The 21,892-nt window shown below is 62.5% G+C and carries 18 protein-coding genes and 1 riboswitch; of the genes, 11 read left to right on the top strand and 7 right to left on the bottom strand.

Features of this window, described 5'->3' with window-relative positions:
- The first annotated feature begins 51 nt into the window (after positions 1 to 51).
- The 3 genes from EEQ99_RS04980 (at position 52) to cydX (ending at position 3,013) form a co-directional block, all read left to right on the top strand.
- Positions 52 to 1,632, top strand: coding sequence for a cytochrome ubiquinol oxidase subunit I (locus tag EEQ99_RS04980; RefSeq protein WP_097594806.1), 1,581 nt, complete (start codon positions 52 to 54; stop codon positions 1,630 to 1,632).
- A gap of 5 nt (positions 1,633 to 1,637) precedes the next feature.
- Positions 1,638 to 2,792: a cytochrome d ubiquinol oxidase subunit II gene (gene cydB, locus EEQ99_RS04975; RefSeq protein ID WP_097594807.1), complete on the top strand. Its 1,155-nt coding sequence runs from the start codon at positions 1,638 to 1,640 to the stop codon at positions 2,790 to 2,792.
- Positions 2,793 to 2,890: 98 nt separating this feature from the next.
- The gene (cydX, locus tag EEQ99_RS04970) at positions 2,891 to 3,013 is read left to right on the top strand and encodes a cytochrome bd-I oxidase subunit CydX (protein WP_097594808.1); all 123 of its coding nucleotides are present in this window, start codon (positions 2,891 to 2,893) and stop codon (positions 3,011 to 3,013) included.
- Between the two features lie 41 nt (positions 3,014 to 3,054).
- Here cydX and EEQ99_RS04965 read toward each other — a convergent pair whose 3' ends face one another.
- From EEQ99_RS04965 to EEQ99_RS04945, 5 genes are all read right to left on the bottom strand, one after another.
- The gene (locus EEQ99_RS04965) at positions 3,055 to 5,058 is read right to left on the bottom strand and encodes an aldo/keto reductase (protein ID WP_097594809.1); all 2,004 of its coding nucleotides are present in this window, start codon (positions 5,056 to 5,058) and stop codon (positions 3,055 to 3,057) included.
- A gap of 36 nt (positions 5,059 to 5,094) precedes the next feature.
- A complete protein-coding gene (locus EEQ99_RS04960; protein WP_097594810.1) occupies positions 5,095 to 6,177 on the bottom strand; it encodes an ABC transporter ATP-binding protein in 1,083 nt (360 codons plus the stop codon).
- 20 nt (positions 6,178 to 6,197) lie between these two features.
- Positions 6,198 to 7,034 (bottom strand): carbohydrate ABC transporter permease, encoded by an 837-nt coding sequence (locus EEQ99_RS04955; protein WP_028757497.1) that lies wholly within the window; start codon positions 7,032 to 7,034, stop codon positions 6,198 to 6,200.
- Positions 7,031 to 7,891 carry a carbohydrate ABC transporter permease gene (locus EEQ99_RS04950; RefSeq protein WP_028757496.1) on the bottom strand — a complete coding sequence of 287 codons (861 nt, stop codon included), beginning with the start codon at positions 7,889 to 7,891 and terminating at the stop codon, positions 7,031 to 7,033. The genes EEQ99_RS04955 and EEQ99_RS04950 overlap by 4 nt, the downstream gene beginning before the upstream one ends.
- 83 nt (positions 7,892 to 7,974) lie before the next feature.
- Positions 7,975 to 9,249, bottom strand: coding sequence for an extracellular solute-binding protein (locus EEQ99_RS04945; protein WP_028757495.1), 1,275 nt, complete (start codon positions 9,247 to 9,249; stop codon positions 7,975 to 7,977).
- 86 nt (positions 9,250 to 9,335) lie between these two features.
- Here EEQ99_RS04945 and EEQ99_RS04940 point away from each other — a divergent pair, with 86 nt between their 5' ends.
- From EEQ99_RS04940 to atzF, 8 genes are all read left to right on the top strand, one after another.
- On the top strand, positions 9,336 to 10,253 hold the full coding sequence (locus tag EEQ99_RS04940; RefSeq protein WP_028757494.1) for a helix-turn-helix domain-containing protein: 918 nt from the start codon (positions 9,336 to 9,338) through the stop codon (positions 10,251 to 10,253).
- Between the two features lie 213 nt (positions 10,254 to 10,466).
- Positions 10,467 to 10,575, top strand: a riboswitch (guanidine-I (ykkC/yxkD leader).
- Between the two features lie 74 nt (positions 10,576 to 10,649).
- Positions 10,650 to 11,723: a putative urea ABC transporter substrate-binding protein gene (locus tag EEQ99_RS04935; protein ID WP_028757493.1), complete on the top strand. Its 1,074-nt coding sequence runs from the start codon at positions 10,650 to 10,652 to the stop codon at positions 11,721 to 11,723.
- 65 nt (positions 11,724 to 11,788) lie between these two features.
- Positions 11,789 to 12,607 carry an ABC transporter permease gene (locus tag EEQ99_RS04930; RefSeq protein ID WP_127430061.1) on the top strand — a complete coding sequence of 273 codons (819 nt, stop codon included), beginning with the start codon at positions 11,789 to 11,791 and terminating at the stop codon, positions 12,605 to 12,607.
- On the top strand, positions 12,604 to 13,428 hold the full coding sequence (locus EEQ99_RS04925; RefSeq protein WP_097594811.1) for an ABC transporter ATP-binding protein: 825 nt from the start codon (positions 12,604 to 12,606) through the stop codon (positions 13,426 to 13,428). The genes EEQ99_RS04930 and EEQ99_RS04925 overlap by 4 nt, the downstream gene beginning before the upstream one ends.
- Before the next feature lie 2 nt (positions 13,429 to 13,430).
- Positions 13,431 to 14,252: an urea amidolyase associated protein UAAP1 gene (locus EEQ99_RS04920; protein WP_097594812.1), complete on the top strand. Its 822-nt coding sequence runs from the start codon at positions 13,431 to 13,433 to the stop codon at positions 14,250 to 14,252.
- Between the two features lie 12 nt (positions 14,253 to 14,264).
- Positions 14,265 to 14,915, top strand: a complete 651-nt coding sequence (locus EEQ99_RS04915; protein ID WP_127430060.1) for an urea amidolyase associated protein UAAP2 — start codon at positions 14,265 to 14,267, stop codon at positions 14,913 to 14,915.
- A 3-nt stretch (positions 14,916 to 14,918) separates the two neighbouring features.
- A complete protein-coding gene (gene uca, locus EEQ99_RS04910; protein ID WP_097594813.1) occupies positions 14,919 to 18,458 on the top strand; it encodes an urea carboxylase in 3,540 nt (1,179 codons plus the stop codon).
- Position 18,459: 1 nt separating this feature from the next.
- The gene (gene atzF / locus EEQ99_RS04905) at positions 18,460 to 20,259 is read left to right on the top strand and encodes an allophanate hydrolase (RefSeq protein ID WP_097594814.1); all 1,800 of its coding nucleotides are present in this window, start codon (positions 18,460 to 18,462) and stop codon (positions 20,257 to 20,259) included.
- Positions 20,260 to 20,356: 97 nt separating this feature from the next.
- Here the strand turns inward: atzF and EEQ99_RS04900 are convergent, their stop codons facing one another.
- Together EEQ99_RS04900 and EEQ99_RS04895 are read right to left on the bottom strand one after the other, a co-directional pair.
- Positions 20,357 to 20,767 (bottom strand): VOC family protein, encoded by a 411-nt coding sequence (locus tag EEQ99_RS04900; RefSeq protein ID WP_047613059.1) that lies wholly within the window; start codon positions 20,765 to 20,767, stop codon positions 20,357 to 20,359.
- A gap of 18 nt (positions 20,768 to 20,785) precedes the next feature.
- A complete protein-coding gene (locus EEQ99_RS04895; protein ID WP_047613058.1) occupies positions 20,786 to 21,883 on the bottom strand; it encodes a Gfo/Idh/MocA family protein in 1,098 nt (365 codons plus the stop codon).
- Between the last annotated feature and the right edge of the window lie 9 nt (positions 21,884 to 21,892).

Here is a 21,892-nt window from a genome sequence, read left to right as displayed (position 1 = left end):
GGCCGGCGCGGAGGAACGCTTTGTATCCCGTGGGACCGTGGGAGAAAGACAATGGAACTAGATATCGTCGCGCTATCGCGCTTCCAATTCGCGCTGACGGCGCTTTACCACTTCCTGTTTGTGCCCTTGACGCTCGGCCTGTCCGTGCTCCTGGCGATCATGGAAACCGTCTATGTCATGACCGGCCGCCAGATCTGGCGGCAGATGACGAAATTCTGGGGCACGCTGTTCGGCATCAACTTCGTGATCGGCGTCGCTACCGGCATCGTCATGGAATTCCAGTTCGGCATGAACTGGAGCTATTACAGCTATTATGTCGGCGACATCTTCGGGGCGCCGCTGGCGATCGAAGGCCTCATGGCCTTCTTCCTCGAGGCGACCTTCGTCGGGCTGTTCTTCTTCGGCTGGGACAAGCTGTCGAAGGTCGGGCATCTCGTTGCCACCTGGGCGGTGGCGCTCGGCTCGAATTTTTCGGCACTCTGGATCCTCATCGCCAATGGCTGGATGCAGAACCCGGTGGGATCGGCGCTCAACCCGCAGACGATGCGTATGGAGATCACCAGCTTTTTCGACGTGGTCTTTAACCCGGTGGCCCAGGCGAAATTCGTCCACACGGTGTCGGCGGGTTACGTCTGCGCCTCGATCTTCGTGCTCGGCGTCTCGGCCTGGTATGTGTTGAAGGGCCGGCATATCGAGCTTGCCAAGCGCTCGATGACGGTGGCCGCCTCCTTCGGCCTCGCCTCGGCACTTTCCGTCGTCGTGCTCGGCGATGAGAGCGGTTATCTCGCCACCGAAAACCAGAAGATGAAGCTCGCCGCGATCGAGGGCATGTGGAAGACGGAGCCCGCTCCGGCGGCCTTCACCGCCTTTGGTTTTCCCGATCAGGAGGCGCGCGAAACGCATTTTGCCGTGCATATTCCCTGGGTCATGGGCCTGATCGGCACACGGTCGCTGACGACCGAGATCCCCGGCATCGACAAGCTCGAACAGCAAGCCGAAACCCGCATCCGCGACGGCATCAAGGCTTACGACGCGCTGATGCAGATCCGTTCGGCACCGGCGCAGGATCAGGTTGCGCAGGAAGCGCGCAGCTCCTTCGAGGATCTCGGCCATGATCTCGGTTATGCCCTTCTTCTGAAGCGCTACGTTGACGATCCTCGCCAGGCGACCGACGAGCAGATCGTCCAGGCCGCGCGTGATACGATCCCGCACGTGCCGACGCTGTTCTGGTCGTTCCGCATCATGGTCGGCCTCGGCATCTTCTTCATCCTGTTGACCGCCACCTTCTTCTGGCTGTCGGCGCGCCGCCATCTCGACAAATATCCGCTGCTTCTGAAGATTGCCGTGCTGGCGATCCCCCTGCCCTGGGTCGCCATCGAACTCGGCTGGGTCGTCGCCGAGTTCGGCCGCCAGCCCTGGGTGATCGAAGGCGTGTTGCCGACGGCTGCCGCCGTCTCCAGTCTCGGCGCCAGCACGGTGCTTCTGACCATCATCGGTTTTGGCGCACTTTATACGGTGCTGATCGTCATCGAGATGAGCCTGATGATCAAGGCGATCCGCCAAGGACCGGAGCCGGACGACGAGCCGGAAGCCGTTCTGATTTCCGAAACCCTCGTCCCCGCCGCGGAGTGACTGTCATGATCCTTCACGAACTCATCGATTATGAAAGCCTGCGTCTCATCTGGTGGCTGCTGCTCGGCATATTGCTGATCGCCTTTGCAACGACGGGCGGCTTCGACCTCGGCGTCGGCACGCTTCTGCCTTTCGTCGCCAGGACCGACACGGAACGGCGCGTGGCGATCAACACCATCGGCGCCACCTGGGAGGGCAACCAGGTCTGGCTGATCCTCGGCGGCGGCGCCATTTTCGCCGCCTGGCCGCCGCTCTATGCGGTTTCCTTCTCGGGCTTTTACCTGGCGATGTTTGCGATCCTCTTCGCGCTCATCCTGCGCCCGGTCGGTTTTAAATACCGGTCGAAGCGGGAAAGCGCCACGTGGCGGAGCGGCTGGGACTGGGCGCTCTTCATCGGCGGTTTCGTGCCGTCGCTGATCTTCGGCGTTGCCGTCGGCAATGTGCTGCAGGGCGTGCCCTTCCGCTTTGCCGACGATATGCGGATCTTCTACGAAGGTTCGTTCTTCGCCCTGCTCAACCCCTATGCGCTGCTCTGCGGCCTGCTTTCCCTAGCCATGTTGACGATGCATGGAGCGGCATGGCTGGTGTTGAAGGCAAGCGGCCCGGTGGCCGAACGTGCCAGACGCTATGGCAGCATCGCCGCTCTTGCCGTCATCGTGCTTTTCGCACTCGGCGGCCTCTTCCTGTGGATCGGTGTCGGCGGCTATCGCATCACCAGCGATATCAGCCCGATCGGTCCCTCCAACCCGCTGCTGAAGACCGTGGCGCTGGAGAAAGGGGCATGGCTGACCAACTACGCTGCCCATGCGTGGATGATCATCGCGCCCGTCCTCGGCTTCGTCGGCGCGGCACTGGCCTTCATTGCCATGCGGGCAAAGCGCGAGGTCATGACGCTGCTGTTCAGCAAGGTGGCGATCCTTGGCATCATCTCCACGGTCGGCCTGTCGATGTTCCCGTTCATCCTGCCCTCCTCACTCGATCCGCGATCGAGCCTGACGGTCTGGGATGCATCCTCCAGCCACATGACGCTGTTCATCATGCTGGTGGTGACGGTGATCTTCCTGCCGATCATCTTCGCCTACACGGCCTGGGTCTACAAGGTTCTGTGGGGCAAGGTCGATGAGAAGTCCATCACCGACAAAAATAGCCACGCTTACTAGAGCGGCTCAGTAGAACCGCTCTAACCTTTTGTTTTTACGCAATTCCCGGCAAAAGCGCTTCACGCTTTGCCTGGAATTGCTCTGAAGGAGACGAAACGATGTGGTATTTTGCATGGATGCTCGGCCTGCCGCTGGCCGCCGCCTTCGCCGTCCTCAACGCCATGTGGTATGAGCTGATGGACGATGCCGCCCGGAAGAGGGCTTCCGCGTCACGCAAGTAGAATGGAAAGGGCGCGGCTTGAACGGCGCCCTTTCCTATTGGTCAACCTTCCAGCCACTTCACCTGATCGGGCGTCAGCTTGATGTCGAGCGCCGAGAGACTGTCTTCCAGCTCGGCGACGGTGCGCGGCCCGATCAGCGGAATGACCGGGAAAGGCTGGGCGATCACATAGGCGAGCGCGATATGGATCGGATTGCGGCCGAGCTTGTTGGCCAGCTCGATGGCGCGGTCGCGGCGTCCGAAGTTGCGCTCGGAATACCAGACCCGCACGATCTCCTCATCATCCCGCTTGTCGCGGCCGGCGCGGTCGGTAAAGAAGCCACGACCCTGGCTCGACCAGGCAAAATTCGGGATCTGCTTCTCGTTCAGCCACTTCTTCCAGTCGTCGTCGGAAGCGGCGACACAACCGGCCCAGATCGGATCGAGCATCTCGGCGAGCGAGAAGTTGTTGGAGAGTGCTGCCGGCGCCGCCTTGCCGGTCTTTTCGGCATAGGCGATCGCCTCGTCGAAACGCGCCCTTGTCCAGTTCGAGCCACCGAAGATGCCGCGGATGCGGCCACGCTTGACCTCGGCATCCATGGCATCGACGAACTCGCTGACGGGCACGTCGGTGTTGTCGCGATGCATGAAATAGATGTCGACATAATCGGTCTTCAGCCGGGAAAGCGACTGGTCGAGCTGCTTTGCGATCATATCGGGATAGCAGAGCGGCGAATGCGCACCCTTGCCGATCAGCACGATCTCTTCGCGCGGCACCTTTCGGCTCGTGTGCCAGTCGCCGAAGATCGCTTCCGTCTTGCCGCCGCCATAGACATAGGCCGTGTCGAAGGCATTGCCGCCGGCTTCGTAGAAGGCGTCGAGCGTCAGCGAGGCAGAGGCGAAGTTCGGGAAGAACTCGAAGCCGAGCGTGACGACCGAGGCCGGCTTGGAAATGCCGGGGATCTGACGCTGCGGAATGCTGTTGCCACGCGCGACCGTGCCGCCTGATATGTTTGCCGTGCGCTTACTGGCTTTCTCAACGCCGTATTCCAGACCGACCGAGGCACGCCATTGGTCGAGCACGCGCAGGTTTCCGATCGAATCCGCCCAGCTCATGCCGGGAGAGCTGAATTCCGTCTTACCGGCGCGGATGGCGTCACCCGCCGCATCGGCCTCGAAGGAGTAAAGCCAGCGGTCTTCCCTGAGCTCGACGGTTTCCCGGCTGCCGCCCTTGAAGATCTCGATCTTGCCGACGCCGCCCTTGTGGCCGGAGGCGAACCAGAAGTCCTGGACCTCGATCCGGCCTTCCGAGCCGATGATGCGCAGCACATTGTCCTGATTCGCCATGATCGAGCAAGAGACTTCGGCGATGATCTCGTTCGGGAACTTCAGCACGGCAGAGGCCCATTCATCGACGCCGCTCTCTCCGAGATGGGCGACGCCCGAGACCTTCTCCGGTTCGAGGAAGGCCTTGCCCTGCGCCGCGCCGGCAATCAGCCGGGCCATCGAAACCGGATAACCGCCGACATCGAGAATGCCGCCGCCGGCGGTATCATTGGCGAAAAGCCGGTGTTCCGGCCTATAGCTGCCCATGTTGAAGCCGAAGCTCGAACGGATGATGCGGACGGTGCCGATGACGCCGCTTTTGACGAGCTCGACCAGCTTCTCCGTCTGCGGATGCACGCGGTACATGAAGGCCTCGCCGGCAAAGACGCCGGCCTTTTTCGCCTCGTAGTAAACGGCTTCGGCATCATAGGCCGACAGCGCGATCGGCTTTTCCACCAGGATGTGCTTGCCGGCGCGGGCGGCCTTGATCGCCCATTCGGCATGGCCGGTATGGGGCACGGAGATATAGACGGCATCAACCTCAGGGTCGGAAAGCAGCGCCTCGTAGCCATTGACGATGCGGGCGCCGGGGAAATTTTCGGCAAGGCCGGGTTTTGCAGGATTGCGGGTGGCGATCGCCACCAGCTTTCCCGTGCGAGAATGGGCGACGCCGTCGGCAAAGGTGCGGGCGATGGTGCCGGGGCCGATGATGCCCCAGCGGATCGGTTGATCTGAACTCATGGAAAATCCTCTTTCGTCTTTCGGTCTTGGGATAGGTTAGCGAAGCCGCCTGCCGGCGCCGTCGAAAAGGAATGTGCGGTTGGCGGGAAGGCCGACCGTCAGCGTCTCGCGATTGCCGGCGACGCGGGATTCCGGCCGCTCGATGATCAGTTGCTCGGGGCCGATGGTGGCGTAGATGTAGCTGGTATTGCCGAGGTGTTCGGCGACGTCGATGGTGACGGTGAGGTCGGCATCGCTCATGCCCGCATCGACGAAATGTTCGGGACGAATGCCGAGCGTCACCTTCGCGCCGGCTTCGATCGGATCGGCGACGGGCAGCGACAGCCGTGTATTGGTATCACTTTCCAGCGCGATCACCGCCCTGCCCGGCTGCGCCTCGATCACCACGGCCTTCAAAAAATTCATCTTCGGCGAGCCGACGAAACCGGCGACGAACTGGTTGGCGGGGTCGTCGTAAAGGTCGAGCGGCGCGCCGATCTGCTCGATATTGCCGGCGCGCAACACGACGATCCTGTCGGCGAGCGTCATCGCCTCGGTCTGGTCGTGGGTGACATAAATCATCGTCGTGCCGAGCTGCTTGTGCAGCCGGGAGATTTCGACGCGCATCTGCACGCGCAGTTCCGCATCGAGGTTCGACAAGGGTTCGTCGAACAGGAAGACCTGGGGTTCGCGGACGATGGCGCGGCCGATGGCGACGCGCTGGCGCTGACCGCCGGAAAGCTGCTTCGGCCGCCGCTTCATCAACTCGGTGATCTGCAGGATCTCGGCGACATGGCGCACGCGCCGTTCAGTGTCGGCTTTCGGATTGCCGTTCATGCGCAGGCCGAAGCTCAGATTTTCCTCGACGGTCAGGTGCGGATAGAGCGCATAGGACTGGAACACCATGGCGATGCCGCGATCGGCCGGCTCGACATCATTGACGACCCTGCCGCCGATCTGAAGCTCGCCCGAGGTGATGTCCTCGAGGCCGGCGATCATCCTGAGCAGCGTGGACTTGCCGCAGCCGGAGGGGCCGACGAAGACGACGAATTCGCCGTCCTTCACCTCCAGATTGGCGCCGTGGATGATCTCAAAGCCGCCGAAGCGCTTGACGATGTTGCTGAGTGAAAGCTCTGCCATGCGGCCTCCCTATTGTTCGATTATTTGATTGCGCCGGCCGCGATGCCGGCGATGAAATGGCGCTGGAGAGCCACGAAGACGACGAGGATCGGCGCCGTCAGCAGCACCGCGCCGGCCATGATGCCGCCCCAAGAGACCTTAGTGAGGCCGATCAGCGTTCCCAATGCCACCGGCGCTGTCATCATTCCCGGTTTGGAATTGATCAGAAGCGGCCATAGGTAGTTGTTCCACGAGGCCAGGAACAGGATGATCGCCAGTGCCGCCATGGTCGGACGCGCCAGCGGCAGCGCGATGCGCAGGAAGATCTGCCATTCCTTGACGCCCTCGACCCGGGCCGCATCAAAGAGCTCGCCCGGCATCATCGAGAAGGATTGCCGCATGAACAGCACGCCGAGCGAATTGAACAACGGTGGCACGATCAGCGCCACCCAGGTGTTTGCCAGCTTGAATTCGCGTGCCACCATGATGAATTGCGGGATGACGACCACCGAAAACGGCAGCGTGATCGTGCCGAGGATGATGGCGATGACGATGGAGCGGCCGACGAAACGGTAACGCGCCAGCGCCCAGCCCGCCATCGAGGTCAGCAGTACCGACAGGACGGTATAGATGAGCGCGACGCCGACGGAGATCACCATGGCGCCGATGAAATCGGTATCGGCCTGCAGGTTCTTGAAATTCTCGACGAAATTGGTCGATGGCCAGAGCACGATATCAGGGCTGAAGATGCCGTTGTCGGGCATGGTCGAGAAGACGAACATCATCCAGAGCGGAAACAGCCAGATTACCGCAAGCGGCGCCAGTGCGGCATGCAACGCGATCTGGCGCAGCAGAAGGGATTGCGATTTGGACTTCATTTCGGATCCCTCCCGACCCAGAGATTGAGAAGCGAGATCGCCACGGCAAGGGCAGCCATCGTATAGGCGATCGCCGAGGCATAGCCGAAGTTCAGCGAAGTGAAGCCCTGGCGGTAGAGCAGCAGGCCGAGGGTCTCGGTGCCGCCGCCGGGACCGCCGCGATTGGTGATCAGGAAGGGCTCGGTGAAGAGCTGCATGGTGCCGATCACCGAAAGAACCACGCAGAAGAGGATGATCGGCTTCAGAAGTGGCAGGGTGATATGAAAGAATTGCTGGATCTTGCTCACCCGGTCGAGAGTCGCCGCCTCGTAGACATCGTCGGGAATCGACTGCAGCCCGGCGAGAATGATGATGGCGTTGTAGCCCGCCCAGCGCCATGTGACGGCGAGGATGATCAGCGCCATGGCGGCATTCGCGTTGTCGAACCAGGAGACCGGGCTGAGACCGACGGCGGAAATCAGCTTGTTGATGATCCCGAAATCGAGGCTGAACATCAGCCGGAAGACGGCAGCATAGGCGACCTCGCCGACGACGACAGGCGCAAAGAAGGCGAAGCGGAAAAGCGGCCGCGCTTTCAGCAGCGGCGAATTGAGCATTACGGCCATGACCGTCGCAAGCGCGATCATCACCGGCACCTGAATCAGCAGGATGATCAGCGTGTTGTAAAGAGCATTGTAGAAGGCCGGGTCGTAGAAGAGCCGGCCCCAATTGGCCTGGAAACTGTATTTCCACGGGTTGATGCGGGTGTTCTGAAAGGAAATCAGGAACGAATTGATGATTGGCCAGACCCAGAAGGTGGCAAAGACCAGCAGATAGGGGGCAAGGAACGCATAGGCGCTCCGGGTTCTGAACGGCATCAAGCCTCCTCCTCACGAACGAATGACCGGCCGCTTTGCAAGCCGGGGGAAAGCCGGGCGCCTGAAGCGCCCGGCATCGTCATTCATTGCGCGATCGGAAGGCCGGTCGCTGAAGCGATCTGCTTGGCGGCATCGTCGAGAGCGGCCTTCGCATCGGGATAGCCGCCGGCAAAGAACTTCGCCTGCGTCGCCTTGAAGATGGCTTCGGCATCACTTTGGAAGGCGGTACCGCGGCTCGGCACGATCTTCGGCAGTGTCGCCAGGATATCAGCCCAGACCTTCTGGCCGCCCCAATAGGGTTGCGGCTCATTGACGAAGGGATCCTTCTCGGCCGAAAGCAGCGACGGAACCAGACCGAACTCCTTCAGCATGGTGATCTGACCCTCATCCGTGCCGAGAGCGTAGTTGACGAATTTCCAGGCGGCTTCCTTATTCGCGGACGTCGCCGAAATGGCGAGCGACGAACCGCCGAGATTGGCCGCATGCGGGCCATCAGCCGTCAGGCTCGGCATTCTGTAGACGCCCCACTTGCCCTTGAGATCGGGAGAGGTCGAGCGCACGGTGCCCTCATACCAACCGCCATACAACTGGCTTGCGGCCTTGCCGGCGGTATTGGCCTGGATCTTTTCGTCCCAGTTGGCCGCCGTCAGCGTGCCGGCGTCCTTCATTTCCTTCACTTTTTGCAGCGAAGCGACGCAGGCCGGCTGGTTGATGGTGATGTTCTGGCCGTCGGTCGAGTAATAGCCGCAGCCCTGTTCATTGGCGATCATGCGGAACCATTCGCTGTCGCCATTGAAGTCTGCCTGCGCCATGACCACGCCGGGATTGGCGGCGGAAATCTTCTTGCCGGCGGCAATGAAATCGTCCCAGGTGCTGATGGTGCTCGGATCGACGCCGGCCTTTTCGTAGAGGTCGCGGCGGTAGAAGACGGCGACAGGGCCGGAATCCCACGGCATGGCGTAAGCGACATCGCCGACCTCGAGCTCAGTGCGCTTGAAGTCAGGGAATTTTGCCTGGATCTCGGGCGTATAGCCGAGCTCTCTCAGATTGGCAAAACAATCCGGGAATCGGCTCCAGAAGATTTCAGCCTCGAAATTCTCGATGCTGACGATGTCAGGCAAGCCGTCGCCGCCGGCGGCGCAGGCAGCGAGCGTCTTGTCGAAGACCTGGCTGTTGCCGAGGTCCTCAACGGTGATTTTGATATCGGGAAACTGCTTGTTGAAGCCTGGAAGCGTGGACTTCAATGCCGATGCGGCGACATTCCAGCTCCAGATGGTGAGATTGGCCGACTGCGCGAATGCGGAGCCGGAAGCAAGCAATGCAACAGCTGCGGTCGCAGCGAGAAGTTTGAAGCGCATTGAAAATCCTCCCTTTTCAATTGCCGATCTTTCACGAACGCGGTTAGACTATCTGTAAGGGAGCGGGTGTCTCCTAAAAAGGGAACATGAATTTGGCGGAAAGTAAGGTCGGCACACGTGCAATCTACCAGCCCGGCGCGAGCAGCATCGAGGGTTTGCCGACCGCGCTGCAGATGTTTCATGCCCATCCGCCTGTTATGGCGATGCCGCACTGGCATGCGCAGGTCGAGGTCAACTACGTGATGCGCGGAACCGTTCACTACCGGATGAGCGACCACGAATTCCGGCTGAACGCCGGCGAAATGTGCCTGTTTTGGGGTGGTCAGCCGCATCAGATGGACGAATCTTCGGATGATTCGCTCTATGCCGGCGCCCATCTGCCGCTCGTCTATTTCTTCCGGCTGCGCTTGCCGATCAGCGTTTCCAGCCGACTGATGAAGGGCGAGACGCTGCTGACTTCGGCAACGGATGCCGCCGACAGCGAGAACTTCACCCGCTGGTTCCGTTATGCCAACTCAGGCGATCCCGCCAAGGCCCAGCACGCCGTCGACGAGCTGCTGCTGCGCATCGAGCGGATCGCGCTCGAACCCTATTCGATGACGTCGCAGGCGGCCATCAATCTCGACGGCGATCACCCCTATCCGCATTCCTCGCGCAGCGTCGCGCGCATGTGCGATTTCATCGCCGCCAATTTCCTGCAGGACATCGATTCGGTCGATATCGCCCGCGCCGCCGATCTGCATCCGAAATATGCGATGAACCTGTTCAAGCGATCGACTGGCATGACGCTCAGCAAATACGTGACGCTGCTGCGGCTGTCGCGCGCTCAGGCGATGCTGATGAGCGAGGGCGCCAACGTGCTGCAGGTGGCGATGGACAGCGGCTTCGGCTCGATCAGCGCCTTCAACAAATCCTTCCGCCACATCGCCGGCATGTCGCCGTCGGACTTCCGCCGTGACATCCGGCTGGTGACGACGGTCCCGGCCGGCGCTTTCCGGAACTAACTCAGGGCAGCCGCAATTCGGCGTTCTGTGCGTTCTGCCTGGGCCCTTGTTTTCCGCTGGGCAAAAAAGAACCAGCGCCTAAGCTGGCGGCAGAATACGCACATTTTCTGTGCAAGTGCATGCACTATTGCATTTTCTGGGGAATTGGCGCCATCGACCTCTCAATAAAATCAACGGTTTATAATTTGGCACGCACTTTGCTTCGATAGTTGCAGAGTTGGTGGCTAGGGTTCCGGCGTCGCAAGGCGTGGCTGGTCCGAGAGCTACCACCGGCAGGGGAGACATCCCGCCGGGTGCACGGCGGGACAAAAGCCCGGGAGACCTCGTAAGCCAAGGGATTGGCGGCACGATGGTCATTGCCGATCCCTTTTGAAGAAAAGCAAAAGGGGAATTTCAATGCAGACTTTTTCGAAGATCCTATCGATCACCGCCCTGACGGCGTCCCTGGCGCTCGGGCTCGGCTCCATCGCCAAGGCCGAACAGAAGGCCGATTTCAAGGTCGCCTGGTCGATCTATGTCGGCTGGATGCCCTGGGGTTATGCTGCTGATCACGGCATCGTCAAGAAATGGGCCGACAAATACGGCATCAAGATCGAGGTCACCCAGTTCAACGACTATGTCGAATCGATGAACCAATATACCGCAGGCGCCTTCGACGCCGTGACGTTGACCAATATGGACGGCCTGTCGATCCCGGCCGCCGGCGGCGTTGATACGACAGCGGTCATCGTCGGCGATTTCTCGAACGGCAATGATGCCGTTATCCTCAAGGACAAGGCAAGCCTTGCCGACATCAAGGGACAGAACGTCAATCTCGTCGAATTTTCCGTTTCGCACTATCTGCTGGCCCGCGCGCTCGAAAGCATCAAGCTGACCGAGCGCGACGTCAAGGTGGTCAACACCTCCGATGCCGACATGGTCGCCGCCTATAAGACGGCTGACGTGACCGCAGTTGTCACCTGGAACCCGCTGGTCTCGACCATCCTCGAGGATCCCACCGCCAAGAAGGTGTTCGACAGCTCGCAGGTGCCGGGCGAGATCATCGACCTGATGGTCGCCAATTCAGGCGTGCTGAAGGACAATCCAAATTTCGGCAAGGCACTCGCCGGCATCTGGTATGAAACCGCTGCACTGCTGACTGCCGACAGTGCCGACGGCAAGGCTGCGCGCGAAGCGATGGGCCAGGCATCGGGCACCGATCTCAAGGGTTTCGAATCCCAGCTTGCCGCCACCAAGCTGTTTGCCAAGCCGGCCGATGCCGTTGCCTTCACTGCCTCAGGCAGCCTGCCGAAGACAATGGATCTTGTCCGCAACTTCCTGTTCGAAAAAGGCTTGCTCGGCAATGGCGCGCCATCGGCCGACGTCATCGGCATCGAAATGCCGGATGGCAAGATCCTCGGCGACAGTGGCAACGTCAAGTTGCGCTTCACCGACACTTACATGAAGGCGGCGGCCGACGGTTCGCTCTGAGCGATGTCCAAGCAGCGGTGCGGTCTTGACCGCGCCGCCCAATCTTCATCAGCGGAGCTTTCCTCATGCGCTGGATCAACACGAGGCCGAGCCGGGGCGCGCAGCTTGCCTTGACGCTGCTGCCCTTCGTGCTGCTGATCGTTGCCTACACGATGGGCTCGGCGGCACGGCTGGCGGAAAACGCCAATGACAAGCTGTTGCCCGGTCTTGCCGGGTTTGCCGATGCGATCGATCGCCTGGCCTTCGTCGCCGATCCGCGCACCGGCGAATATCTGCTCTGGTCCGATACGGGGGCGAGCCTGATCCGCCTGCTTGCAGGTCTCGGCATCTCCACGATCACCGCGCTCGTCATCGGCATGCTGATCGGCATGCTGCCATATCTCCGGGCGCTGCTCTCCCCCTTCGTCGCCGTCATCTCGATGGTGCCGCCGCTGGCGCTGCTGCCGATCCTGTTAATTGCCATGGGGCTCGGCGAAGCCTCGAAGATCGCGCTCATTGTCATCGGCGTTGCGCCGACGATGATCCGCGACCTTGCGCTGAAGGCGCTGGAGCTGCCGCGTGAGCAGATCGTCAAAGCTGAAACGCTCGGCGGCTCCTCCTGGCAGATCGGCCTCCGTGTCGTGCTGCCGCAGATCCTGCCCCGGCTGATCACCTGCCTCCGGCTTCAGCTCGGCCCCGCCTGGCTGTTCCTGATTGCGGCCGAGGCGATCTCGTCGGATTCCGGCCTCGGTTACCGCATCTTCCTCGTGCGCCGCTACCTCTCGATGGACGTCATCTTTCCCTATGTCGTCTGGATCACGCTGCTCGCCGTGGTCATGAATTACATTCTCGATCGCATCCGCATTGCCGTCTTCCCCTGGTCGGAACTGGAGAAGCAGGCATGAGCGAGTTGGTGATCGAAAAGGTCTGGAAGGAATACGGCGACCAGATCGTCCTGGAAGATGTGTCGCTGACTGTCGCCTCGCGCGCCTTCGTCGCCCTCGTCGGTCCCTCCGGCTGCGGCAAGTCGACGTTCCTGCGCATGCTGCTCGGCCAGGAACGGCCAACGCGCGGCACGATCCTGCTGGACGGCGAAGCTCTGCCGCAGGAGCCAGGTCCGGATCGGGGCGTCGTCTTCCAGCGCTATTCGGTTTTCCCGCATCTGACTGTGCTCGGCAATGTGCTGCTGGGGCGGGAACTCTCGGGGTCTCGCTATAAGGCCAAGCTTTTCGGCGCTGCCCGTCGCAACGCCATTGACGAAGCCCGGCGGCTGATCGGTGAAGTCGGCCTTTCCGGCGCCGAGGACAAATATCCGGCGCAACTGTCAGGCGGCATGCAGCAGCGCCTGGCGCTGGCGCAGGCGCTGATCATGAAACCGAAGGTGTTGCTGCTCGATGAGCCCTTCGGCGCGCTCGACCCCGGCATCCGCGCCGAGATCCACACCTTGATGAAGCGGCTCTGGCACGAAACGCAGATGACCGTCGTCATGGTAACGCACGACATGCGCGAGGCCTTCACGCTGGCGACGCGCGTCGTCGCCTTCGAGCGTCGGCGTGACCGCCCGGAGGAAAAGGAGCGCTACGGCGCGACGATCACCAAGGACATTTCGATCTGGCCGCCCAGGCTTGCCGGCGCGCCCTCCGTCTTCAGCCCCGACCGGGACGGCCCGGTCATTTCTCTGGGCCCTCGCCGGGACGACCCGGCTTCCAGTCCGTCAGGAGAATAACCATGATGCATGTCAGACGTTCGCCCGAAGAGATCGCCGCCAACCGGCAGCGTTACGAAGAACATCAGAAGAAGGGGCTGGAATTTGCGCCGAAGGCCCTGCCGGCGCCGAGCCCCCTGCCCGCCCCCGCAATCGATGCGGCTGCGATCATCCATCAGGAAACCATCCCCGGCGGCTGGTATTGGTCGACTGCGGTCAAGCGCGGCGAAGCGCTCCGCATCGACCAGGGCGAAGGCGGATCGACCGTGGCGCTGGTTGCCTGGAACGCCGCTGACACCAGCGAACGGCTCAATCTCGTCGATACGGTCAAGGTGCAGTGGACAACCGCCCTCGGCAAGGGCCGCGTCATCTTCTCGGATATGGGCCGAGTGATGTTTTCGCTGATCGAGGACAGTTCGGGCGCCCATGACTGCCTGATGGGCGGATCGACGGCAGCTTCGAATGCCACAAAATATCCTCACGTCAGGACCCGCAACACCCGCGACAATCTCGTGCTCGTCGCCGGCAAGCTTGGTCTTGCCAGGCGTGACATCCCGGGGATTCTCAATCTCTTTGCGCCTGTCCGCGTCGACGACGCCGGCGGCTTCCACTGGCGCGGCAAGCTCTCCAACAGCGGCGATTATGCCGAGCTGCGCGCCGAAATGGACATGATCGTCGGCTTCTCGAATTGCCCGCATCCGCTCGATCCCGACCCGGTCTACGCGCCGAAGCCGGTGATCGTCACGCGCTATCGCGCGCCTTCGCCCGCAGCCGACGATCTCTCGCGCACGGCGACCGCTGAAGCCCTTCGCGGCTTTGAGAACAATGCCGCGATGCTGGCCTGAGGGAGGATTGTAATGACCGATTTCATCAAGACTTCAGCTTCGCGCAGCCCCGAAAACGCCGTGCAGGATCATTTCATTCCGGCCGAGGCGCCATGGTCCGGTATCATCCGCAAGGGCCAGACCATCCGCATCGAGGACAGCTACGGCCAGCAGGCGATCGACACGCTGTTTTATCGCGCCGACGATTTTGCCGAGCGTTATTCCAACCAGGATACGATGCGGGCGCAGGGTGGCGCCTATATCGGCACCGGCACGAAGATCATCTCGAACGAAGGCAACGTCATGTTGGTCATGACCGCCGACAGCTGCGGCCGCCATGACACATCAGCCGGCGCCTGCTCCTGCGAGAGCAACACCGTGCGCTTCGGCCACGGCACGAAATACCTGCATGCCTGCCGCGACAATTTCGTGCTCGAGGTGACCAAACACGGCATGAGCAAGCGCGACATCGTGCCGAACATCAATTTCTTCATGAACGTACCGATCAAGCCGAATGGCGAGATGACCATCGTCGACGGCATCTCGGCACCGGGTGACTATGTTGAGCTGGTGGCGGAAATGGACGTGCTCTGCGTCATCTCCAATTGCCCGCAAATCAACAATCCCTGCAACGGCTTCGATCCGACGCCGATCCGGGTGCTGATCTGGGACGGCGAGGACTGACCGATGTTCACCAAGGTCCTTATCGCCAATCGCGGCGAAATCGCCGTTCGAGTCATTCGCACATTGAAGCAGATGGGCATCGCCTCGGTCGCCGTCTATTCCGATGCCGACCGGTTCTCAAAGCCGGCGCTGACCGCCGACGAGGCCGTCCGCCTCGGCCCGGCGCCTGCCGGGGAAAGCTATCTGAACGTCGATGCCGTCATCGCCGCCTGCAAGGCGACGGGCGCTGAGGCCGTGCATCCGGGCTATGGGTTCCTGTCGGAGAATATCGGCTTTGCCGAGAGGCTCGCCGCCGAAGGTATCGCCTTCATCGGCCCGCGGCCGGAGCATTTGTCGGCCTTCGGCCTGAAGCACACGGCGCGCGAATTGGCGAAAGCGAGCGGCGTGCCGCTGCTGCCCGGCACCGATCTCTTGCAGAGCGTCGAAGAGGCGCTTTCGTCTGCCGAGACCGTCGGTTATCCCGTCATGCTGAAAAGCACGGCGGGCGGCGGCGGTATCGGCATGCAGCTCTGCACCGATGCGGCCGGCCTCAAGGCCTCTTTCGAAAGCGTGCAGCGGACCGCGCGCGCCAGCTTCGGCGACGCGCGGGTCTATATCGAGCGTTTCGTTGCCGAAGCGCGCCATGTCGAGGTGCAGATTTTCGGCGACGGCAAGGGCGGAGTGATTGCGCTCGGCGAACGCGACTGCTCGCTGCAGCGGCGGAACCAGAAGGTCGTCGAGGAGACGCCTGCGCCTGGCCTTTCCGCGGAGACAAGGGCGCGACTGCACAAGGCGGCGGTCGACTTGGGACGCTCGGTGTCCTACGAATCGGCCGGCACTGTCGAATTCATCTACGATCCCCAGCGCGAGGAATTCTATTTCCTCGAGGTCAATACCCGCCTGCAGGTCGAGCATCCCGTCACCGAAGCCGTCTTCGGCATCGACCTCGTCGAATGGATGATCCGTCAGGCGGCGGGCGAGGATGTGCTCTCGGCTGCTCGGGCCCTGACGCCGAAGGGTGCGGCGATCGAGATGCGGATCTATGCGGAGATGCCGCATGCCGATTTCCGCCCGAGCGCCGGCCTGCTGACCGAAGTCGTTTTCCCCAACAATGCCCGCGTCGACGGTTGGATCGAGACGGGAACCGAGGTCACGCCCTTCTATGACCCGATGCTCGCCAAGCTGATCGTGGCGGCGGAAGACCGGCCGGCGGCGATCGCGAAGCTGAAGGCAGCCCTCGCCGAAACATCGATATCCGGCATCGAGACCAATCTCGCCTATCTCAGGGCGATCGCCGCTTCCGAACTGCTTGCCGGCGCCAAGGTGGCGACGACGGCGCTGCGCGACTTCGCTTTCGTTCCCGATGTCGTCGAGGTTCTCGCGCCCGGCGCGCAATCGAGCATTCAGGAACTGCCGGGCCGGCTCGGCCTCTGGCATGTCGGCGTGCCGCCGAGCGGACCGATGGACGAGCGCTCCTTCCGCCATGCCAACCGCCTCGTCGGCAATGCCGATGTGACGGCTTCGCTGGAGTTGACGGTGTCCGGCCCGACACTGCGGTTTTATGCCGACCAGACGATCGCCCTTGCCGGCGCGCGGATGCCAATGACATGCGACGGCGTAAAATTGCCACATGACGCCCCGGTGACAATCCGGGCGGGTGAGGTTCTGTCGATCGGCTCTATCGAAGGACCGGGACAACGCGCCTATCTCGCCGTCGCCGGTGGTTTTGCCGCTCCCGTTGTGCTCGGCTCCCGCGCGACCTTCGGCCTCGGCCAGTTCGGCGGCAACGCCACTGGTACGCTGAAGACAGGGCATGTGCTGCATTTTGCGCGCCAGGCACCGGTCGAACCGGTAAGCCCTGCGACGGAGCCCGCCGCCTTGACGCGCGAATGGGATGTCGGCGTCGTCTATGGCCCGCATGGTGCGCCCGATTTCTTCGAGAACAGCGATATCGAGACGCTGTTCTCGACGGCCTATGAAGTGCATTTCAACAGCGCCCGCACCGGTGTGCGCCTCATCGGCCCGGCCCCGCTTTGGGCGCGCCGTGATGGCGGCGAAGCGGGTCTGCATCCCTCCAACCTGCACGACAATGCCTATGCGATCGGGGCGATCGATTTCACCGGCGACATGCCGATCATTCTTGGCCCTGATGGTCCAAGCCTTGGCGGCTTCGTTTGCCCGGCGGTGATTGCCCGCGACGAGCAGTGGAAGATGGGCCAGTTCAAGCCCGGCGACCGTATCCGTTTTCATGCCGCAGCGCGGCCGGAAGATCCGATCGCCGGTCCAGCGGTGCGGCGGGTCGCGGAAGAGATGGGTTCGCCGATCGTCGGCGCCAGCGAGGATGGCCCGGTTTCGGTCGTCTATCGCCGTCAGGGCGACGACAATCTGCTCGTCGAATACGGGCCAATGACGCTCGATATCGCGCTGCGGCTGCGGGTGCACCTATTGATGCAGGCGGTCGTGGAGGCCCGCCTCCCCGGCGTCATCGACCTCACCCCCGGTATCCGGTCGCTGCAGATCCATTATGACGGCACGCAGTTGACGCGCCGGCGCCTGCTCGGGCTGCTCTCCGAGATCGAGGCGACGCTTCCGGCGGCCCAGGAGGTCACGGTGCCGAGCCGCATCGTGCATCTGCCGCTTTCCTGGAACGATCCGGATGCGAAGCTTGCCATGAGCAAATATCAGGAGCTCGTGCGCCCGAATGCGCCCTGGTGCCCCTCGAATATCGAGTTCATCCGCCGCATCAATGGCCTTGCCGATGAACAGGCCGTTCGCGATATCGTCTTTGATGCCAGCTACTTGGTGCTGGGTCTCGGCGACGTCTATCTCGGCGCGCCGGTTGCGACCCCGACGGATCCGCGCCACCGCCTCGTGACGACGAAATATAATCCCGCCCGCACCTGGACGCCGGAAAATTCCGTCGGCATCGGCGGCGCCTATATGTGCATCTACGGCATGGAAGGACCGGGCGGCTACCAGCTCTTTGGCCGCACCATCCAGGTCTGGAACACGTGGCGGGAGACACCGGCTTTTGCCAGGGGCAAACCTTGGTTGCTGAATTTCTTCGACCAGATCCGTTTCTTCCCCGTGAGCAATCAGGAGCTGACGGAGGCGCGCGCCGCCTTCCCGCATGGCGGTTATCCGATCCGGATCGAGGAGACGGAATTCTCCTATGCCGCCTATGAGAAGGAATTGCAGGCGAATGCGGCGTCGATCGGCCGCTTCAAGGCAACGCAGCAGGCCGCCTTCGAGGCCGAACGCCAGCGCTGGAAGGACGCCGGTCTCGACAGCTTCGTCACCGATGAAGGCACAGGCGAAAGCCCAGATGGGGATATTCCCGACGGCTGCTTCGGAGTTGCCAGCGCCGTGCCCGGCAATATCTGGAAATTGCTGGTCGAGCCGGGCGCCCCGGTTGCGGCCGGCGATACACTCGCCATCATCGAATCGATGAAAATGGAAATCAACGTCACCGCCCATGCGGCAGGCCGCGTCCGCGACCTGCGCGCCGGGCCGGGAAGAAACGTCAAAGCGGGCGATATCATCGTCGTTCTGGAGGAATGCTGACATGCTGCCGACCATTCTCGATCTCTCAAGCCTTCGCGCCGCCTATCAATCCGGCCTGACGCCGCTCGACGCCATCGAAGAGGTGATTGCGCGGCGTGCCGCCTCGAAAGATCCGGCAATCTTCATCACCCCGGTGCCCGACGAAGAGCTGCGCGCCGCCGCCAAAGCCTTGATGGCACGTGCGCCCGAGGCAAACAGCCTGCCGCTCTGGGGCGTGCCCTTCGCGGTGAAAGACAATATCGATGCCGCCGGCCTGCCGACGACTGCTGCCTGCCCGGCCTATGCGTATCGGCCGGAGGCGGACTCCACCGTCGTTGCACGGTTGAAGGCCGCCGGCGCGCTCGTCATCGGCAAGACCAATCTCGACCAGTTCGCGACCGGCCTCAACGGCACGCGCTCGCCCTATGGCGCGCCGCGTTCGGTCTTCGATGCGGCCTATATCTCAGGCGGTTCGAGTTCCGGATCGGCGGTCACCGTGGCCTCCGGCCTCGCGGCCTTTGCGCTCGGCACCGATACGGCCGGCTCCGGCCGTGTGCCGGCTGCCTTCAACAATCTGGTCGGCATCAAGCCGACCCCGGGTCTCTTGCCGAATACCGGCGCCATACCGGCCTGCAAGAGCGTCGACTGCATCACGATCTTTGCCGCGACCGTCGGCGACGGTGTTGCGATCCGCAAGGTCGCCGAAGGCTTCGATGCCGCCGATGCTTTTTCCCGCCACGCCAAGCCGGCGAACCTGCCGGTATCGGGGTTGCGCATCGGCGTCCTTGCTGGCGCCGAGCGGGAATTCTTCGGCGACAAGGAGGTGGAGGCGCTCTACGATCAGGCGATCGAGCGGGCCAGAGCGCTCGGCGCGACCATCGTGCCGTTCGATTACGCGCCGTTCCGCGAGGCGGCTGCCCTTCTCTATGACGGGCCGTGGGTCGCCGAACGCCTGGCGGCGGTCGAGGCCTTCCTCGCCACGAACGCGGCCGATTTCGATCCGACGGTGCGCGGGATTATCGAAGGCGCCAGAGGCAAGACCGCGGTCGAGGCCTTCAACGGCCGATACCGGCTGGAAGAATTGCGCCGCAAGACCGAAGCCGAATGGGAAAAGGCCGATGTGCTTCTGCTGCCGACCGCACCGACCACCTATACGGTTGCCGACATGCAGGCCAATCCCGTCGTGCTCAACGGCCGCCTCGGCCGCTATACCAATTTCGTCAACCTGCTCGATTGCGCTGCGATCGCCGTTCCGGCCGGTTTCGGAAAGGGTGGCCTGCCAGGTGGGGTGACGGTGATCGCCCCCGCCTTCACCGACGATGCGCTGGCGCCGCTTGCCGATGCGCTGCACCGTGCCGCAGGTTTCGGCATGGGCATCGACCGGCAGGCGGCGATCCCCGAAGCCAGTCGTGTTGCGCCTGGCGATGACGGTTTCATCGAAATCGCGGTCGTCGGGGCGCATCTGACCGGCATGCCGCTCAATCACGAACTGGCCGGCGGGCGTCTGGTCAAGACCTGCCGCACATCAGGCGATTATCGCCTCTTCGTTCTGCCCAACACCACGCCGCCGAAACCGGGGCTGCTGCGCGAACCCGGCCATAAGGGTCAGGGGCTGGAGGTCGAGGTCTGGGCACTGCCGGCCGATGCTTTCGGCAGGTTCGTACAGAAGATTCCGGCACCCCTCGGCATCGGCAAGCTGGTGCTCGAAGATGGCTCCAGCGTCTCCGGTTTCGTCTGCGAAGCGCATGCGGTGAAGGGTGCCGAGGAAATCACCGCGCTTGGCGGCTGGCGCAACTATATCCGCGCCAAATTGGCGAGCTGAGGGGAGCCTTTCATGGCGGCAAAGCTCATCCGGCGCCTGATCGATCTGCTGCGGGACGGTCTGGCCGCCCGCAGCGAAGCGATCGGCAGCACCTGCGTCAACCCTGGCGGCTCTGGGAGCGTTCGGCAAGCTCGACGATGATGCCGTCGGGGTCGCGAACGAAGGCGATCTTGTTCAGCATCTCGGAGTGGACGGCGAAGCGCGGCCGCTCCTTGATCTCGACGCCCGCCTGTTCAAGGCGGGCGAAGGTCTCCTCGACATTGTCGAAATGGAAGGTGAGGTGCCGGACGCCGGCCGTATCTTCAGGCACGTCGACCGCCCGCGAAGCGCCGCCGGGCGGCGCGAAGATCTCCAGCATGCCGCCGCCTGCATCGAGGAACGCCACCTGCATGCCATTCGCCATCGTCTTGCGCAGCACGAGGCTGAGGCCAAGCAGGCCGCAGTAAAAATCGATAGCGCGGTCCATATCGCCGACCGTCATGCCGACATGCTCGAAGGATTTCAGCATGAGAGAGCCCTTCCCGATTCAGACCGTAGCGGCGCTGCGCCACTCCCCCGCCGGAAGCCAGGAGCGATAGAGCGGATGATCGGCGGCGATCGGCATCGGCGTCGGCCGGCCGGTGCGCTGCGAGAAATAGGCGGCTGTCACCAGCTCCAGCGAATTGCGGGCATCCTGCAGCGTCACCGGCGGCTCCTTGTCCTCAACGATCGCCTTATGAAAGAGCTCGAACTGACGGGTGTAGCCATCTTCGCCTGGCACATAGCCAGCGAGCGCCGCGTCGATCCGCGCCTGATGCTCCTCCGTTCCGGCGACGAACGTCCACGGATCACGGCCCATCGTATAGGGTTCGATGATGCTTTCGGCGACGAGGTCGTTGAAGCAGAAGCGCAGCCGCGAGATCTCCTTGCGCGAACCCAGCGTCATCGACAGCGTCGCCAGCGAGCCGTTCTGCATCTTCACCGAAAGGGCTGCCGTGTCCTCGACCTCGATCGGATTGACCAGTGTCGCGCCATAGGAAAACACTTCGGCGCAAGGGCCATGGACATAATTCAGCATGTCATGCGCGTGGATGGCGTGACCAAGAAGACCGCCACCGAGTTCGCTTGCCCATTTGCCGCGCCATGGCACGGCATAATAATCCGGGCCGCGCCACCAATGGGTTTCGATCGTCGTCAGGAACGGTTTGCCGGCAAGACCGCGCTCGATCAGCAGCTTCAGCTTCTGCAGGCCGGAGCCGTAGCGGTACTGGAAGATCGGCATCAGCTTCCTGCCGGGGAAACGAGCAAGGATGCGGCCCATCTCGTCGACCTCGGCAATCGAGCCGAAGAGCGGCTTCTCGCAGATCACGTGCTTGCCGGATTCGATGCCCTTGCGGCAGAGTTCGAAATGCGAGCTCGGCGGCGTCGAAATGTCGATGATGTCGAGATCGTCACGGGCAAACAGCGAATCGGCATCCTGGGTGTATTCGGCTATGCCGTACTCCTCGCACAGCGCCCTGCCGCGCTCCTCGTCGAGCGAGCAGAGCACGGGAACCTCGAAAAGCTCCTTGTTCCAGCCGAAGCCGGCCAGATGCCGCGCAGCGATGCCTGCGCCGATGACACCGACGCGCAATTTCCTGGTCATGATATCCTC

The organism is Rhizobium anhuiense (assembly GCF_003985145.1).
Classification (GTDB): Bacteria; Pseudomonadota; Alphaproteobacteria; order Rhizobiales; family Rhizobiaceae; genus Rhizobium; species Rhizobium anhuiense.
The sequence above is the reverse complement of the archived record's forward strand: the minus strand, read 5'-3'. Positions and strand labels throughout refer to the sequence as shown.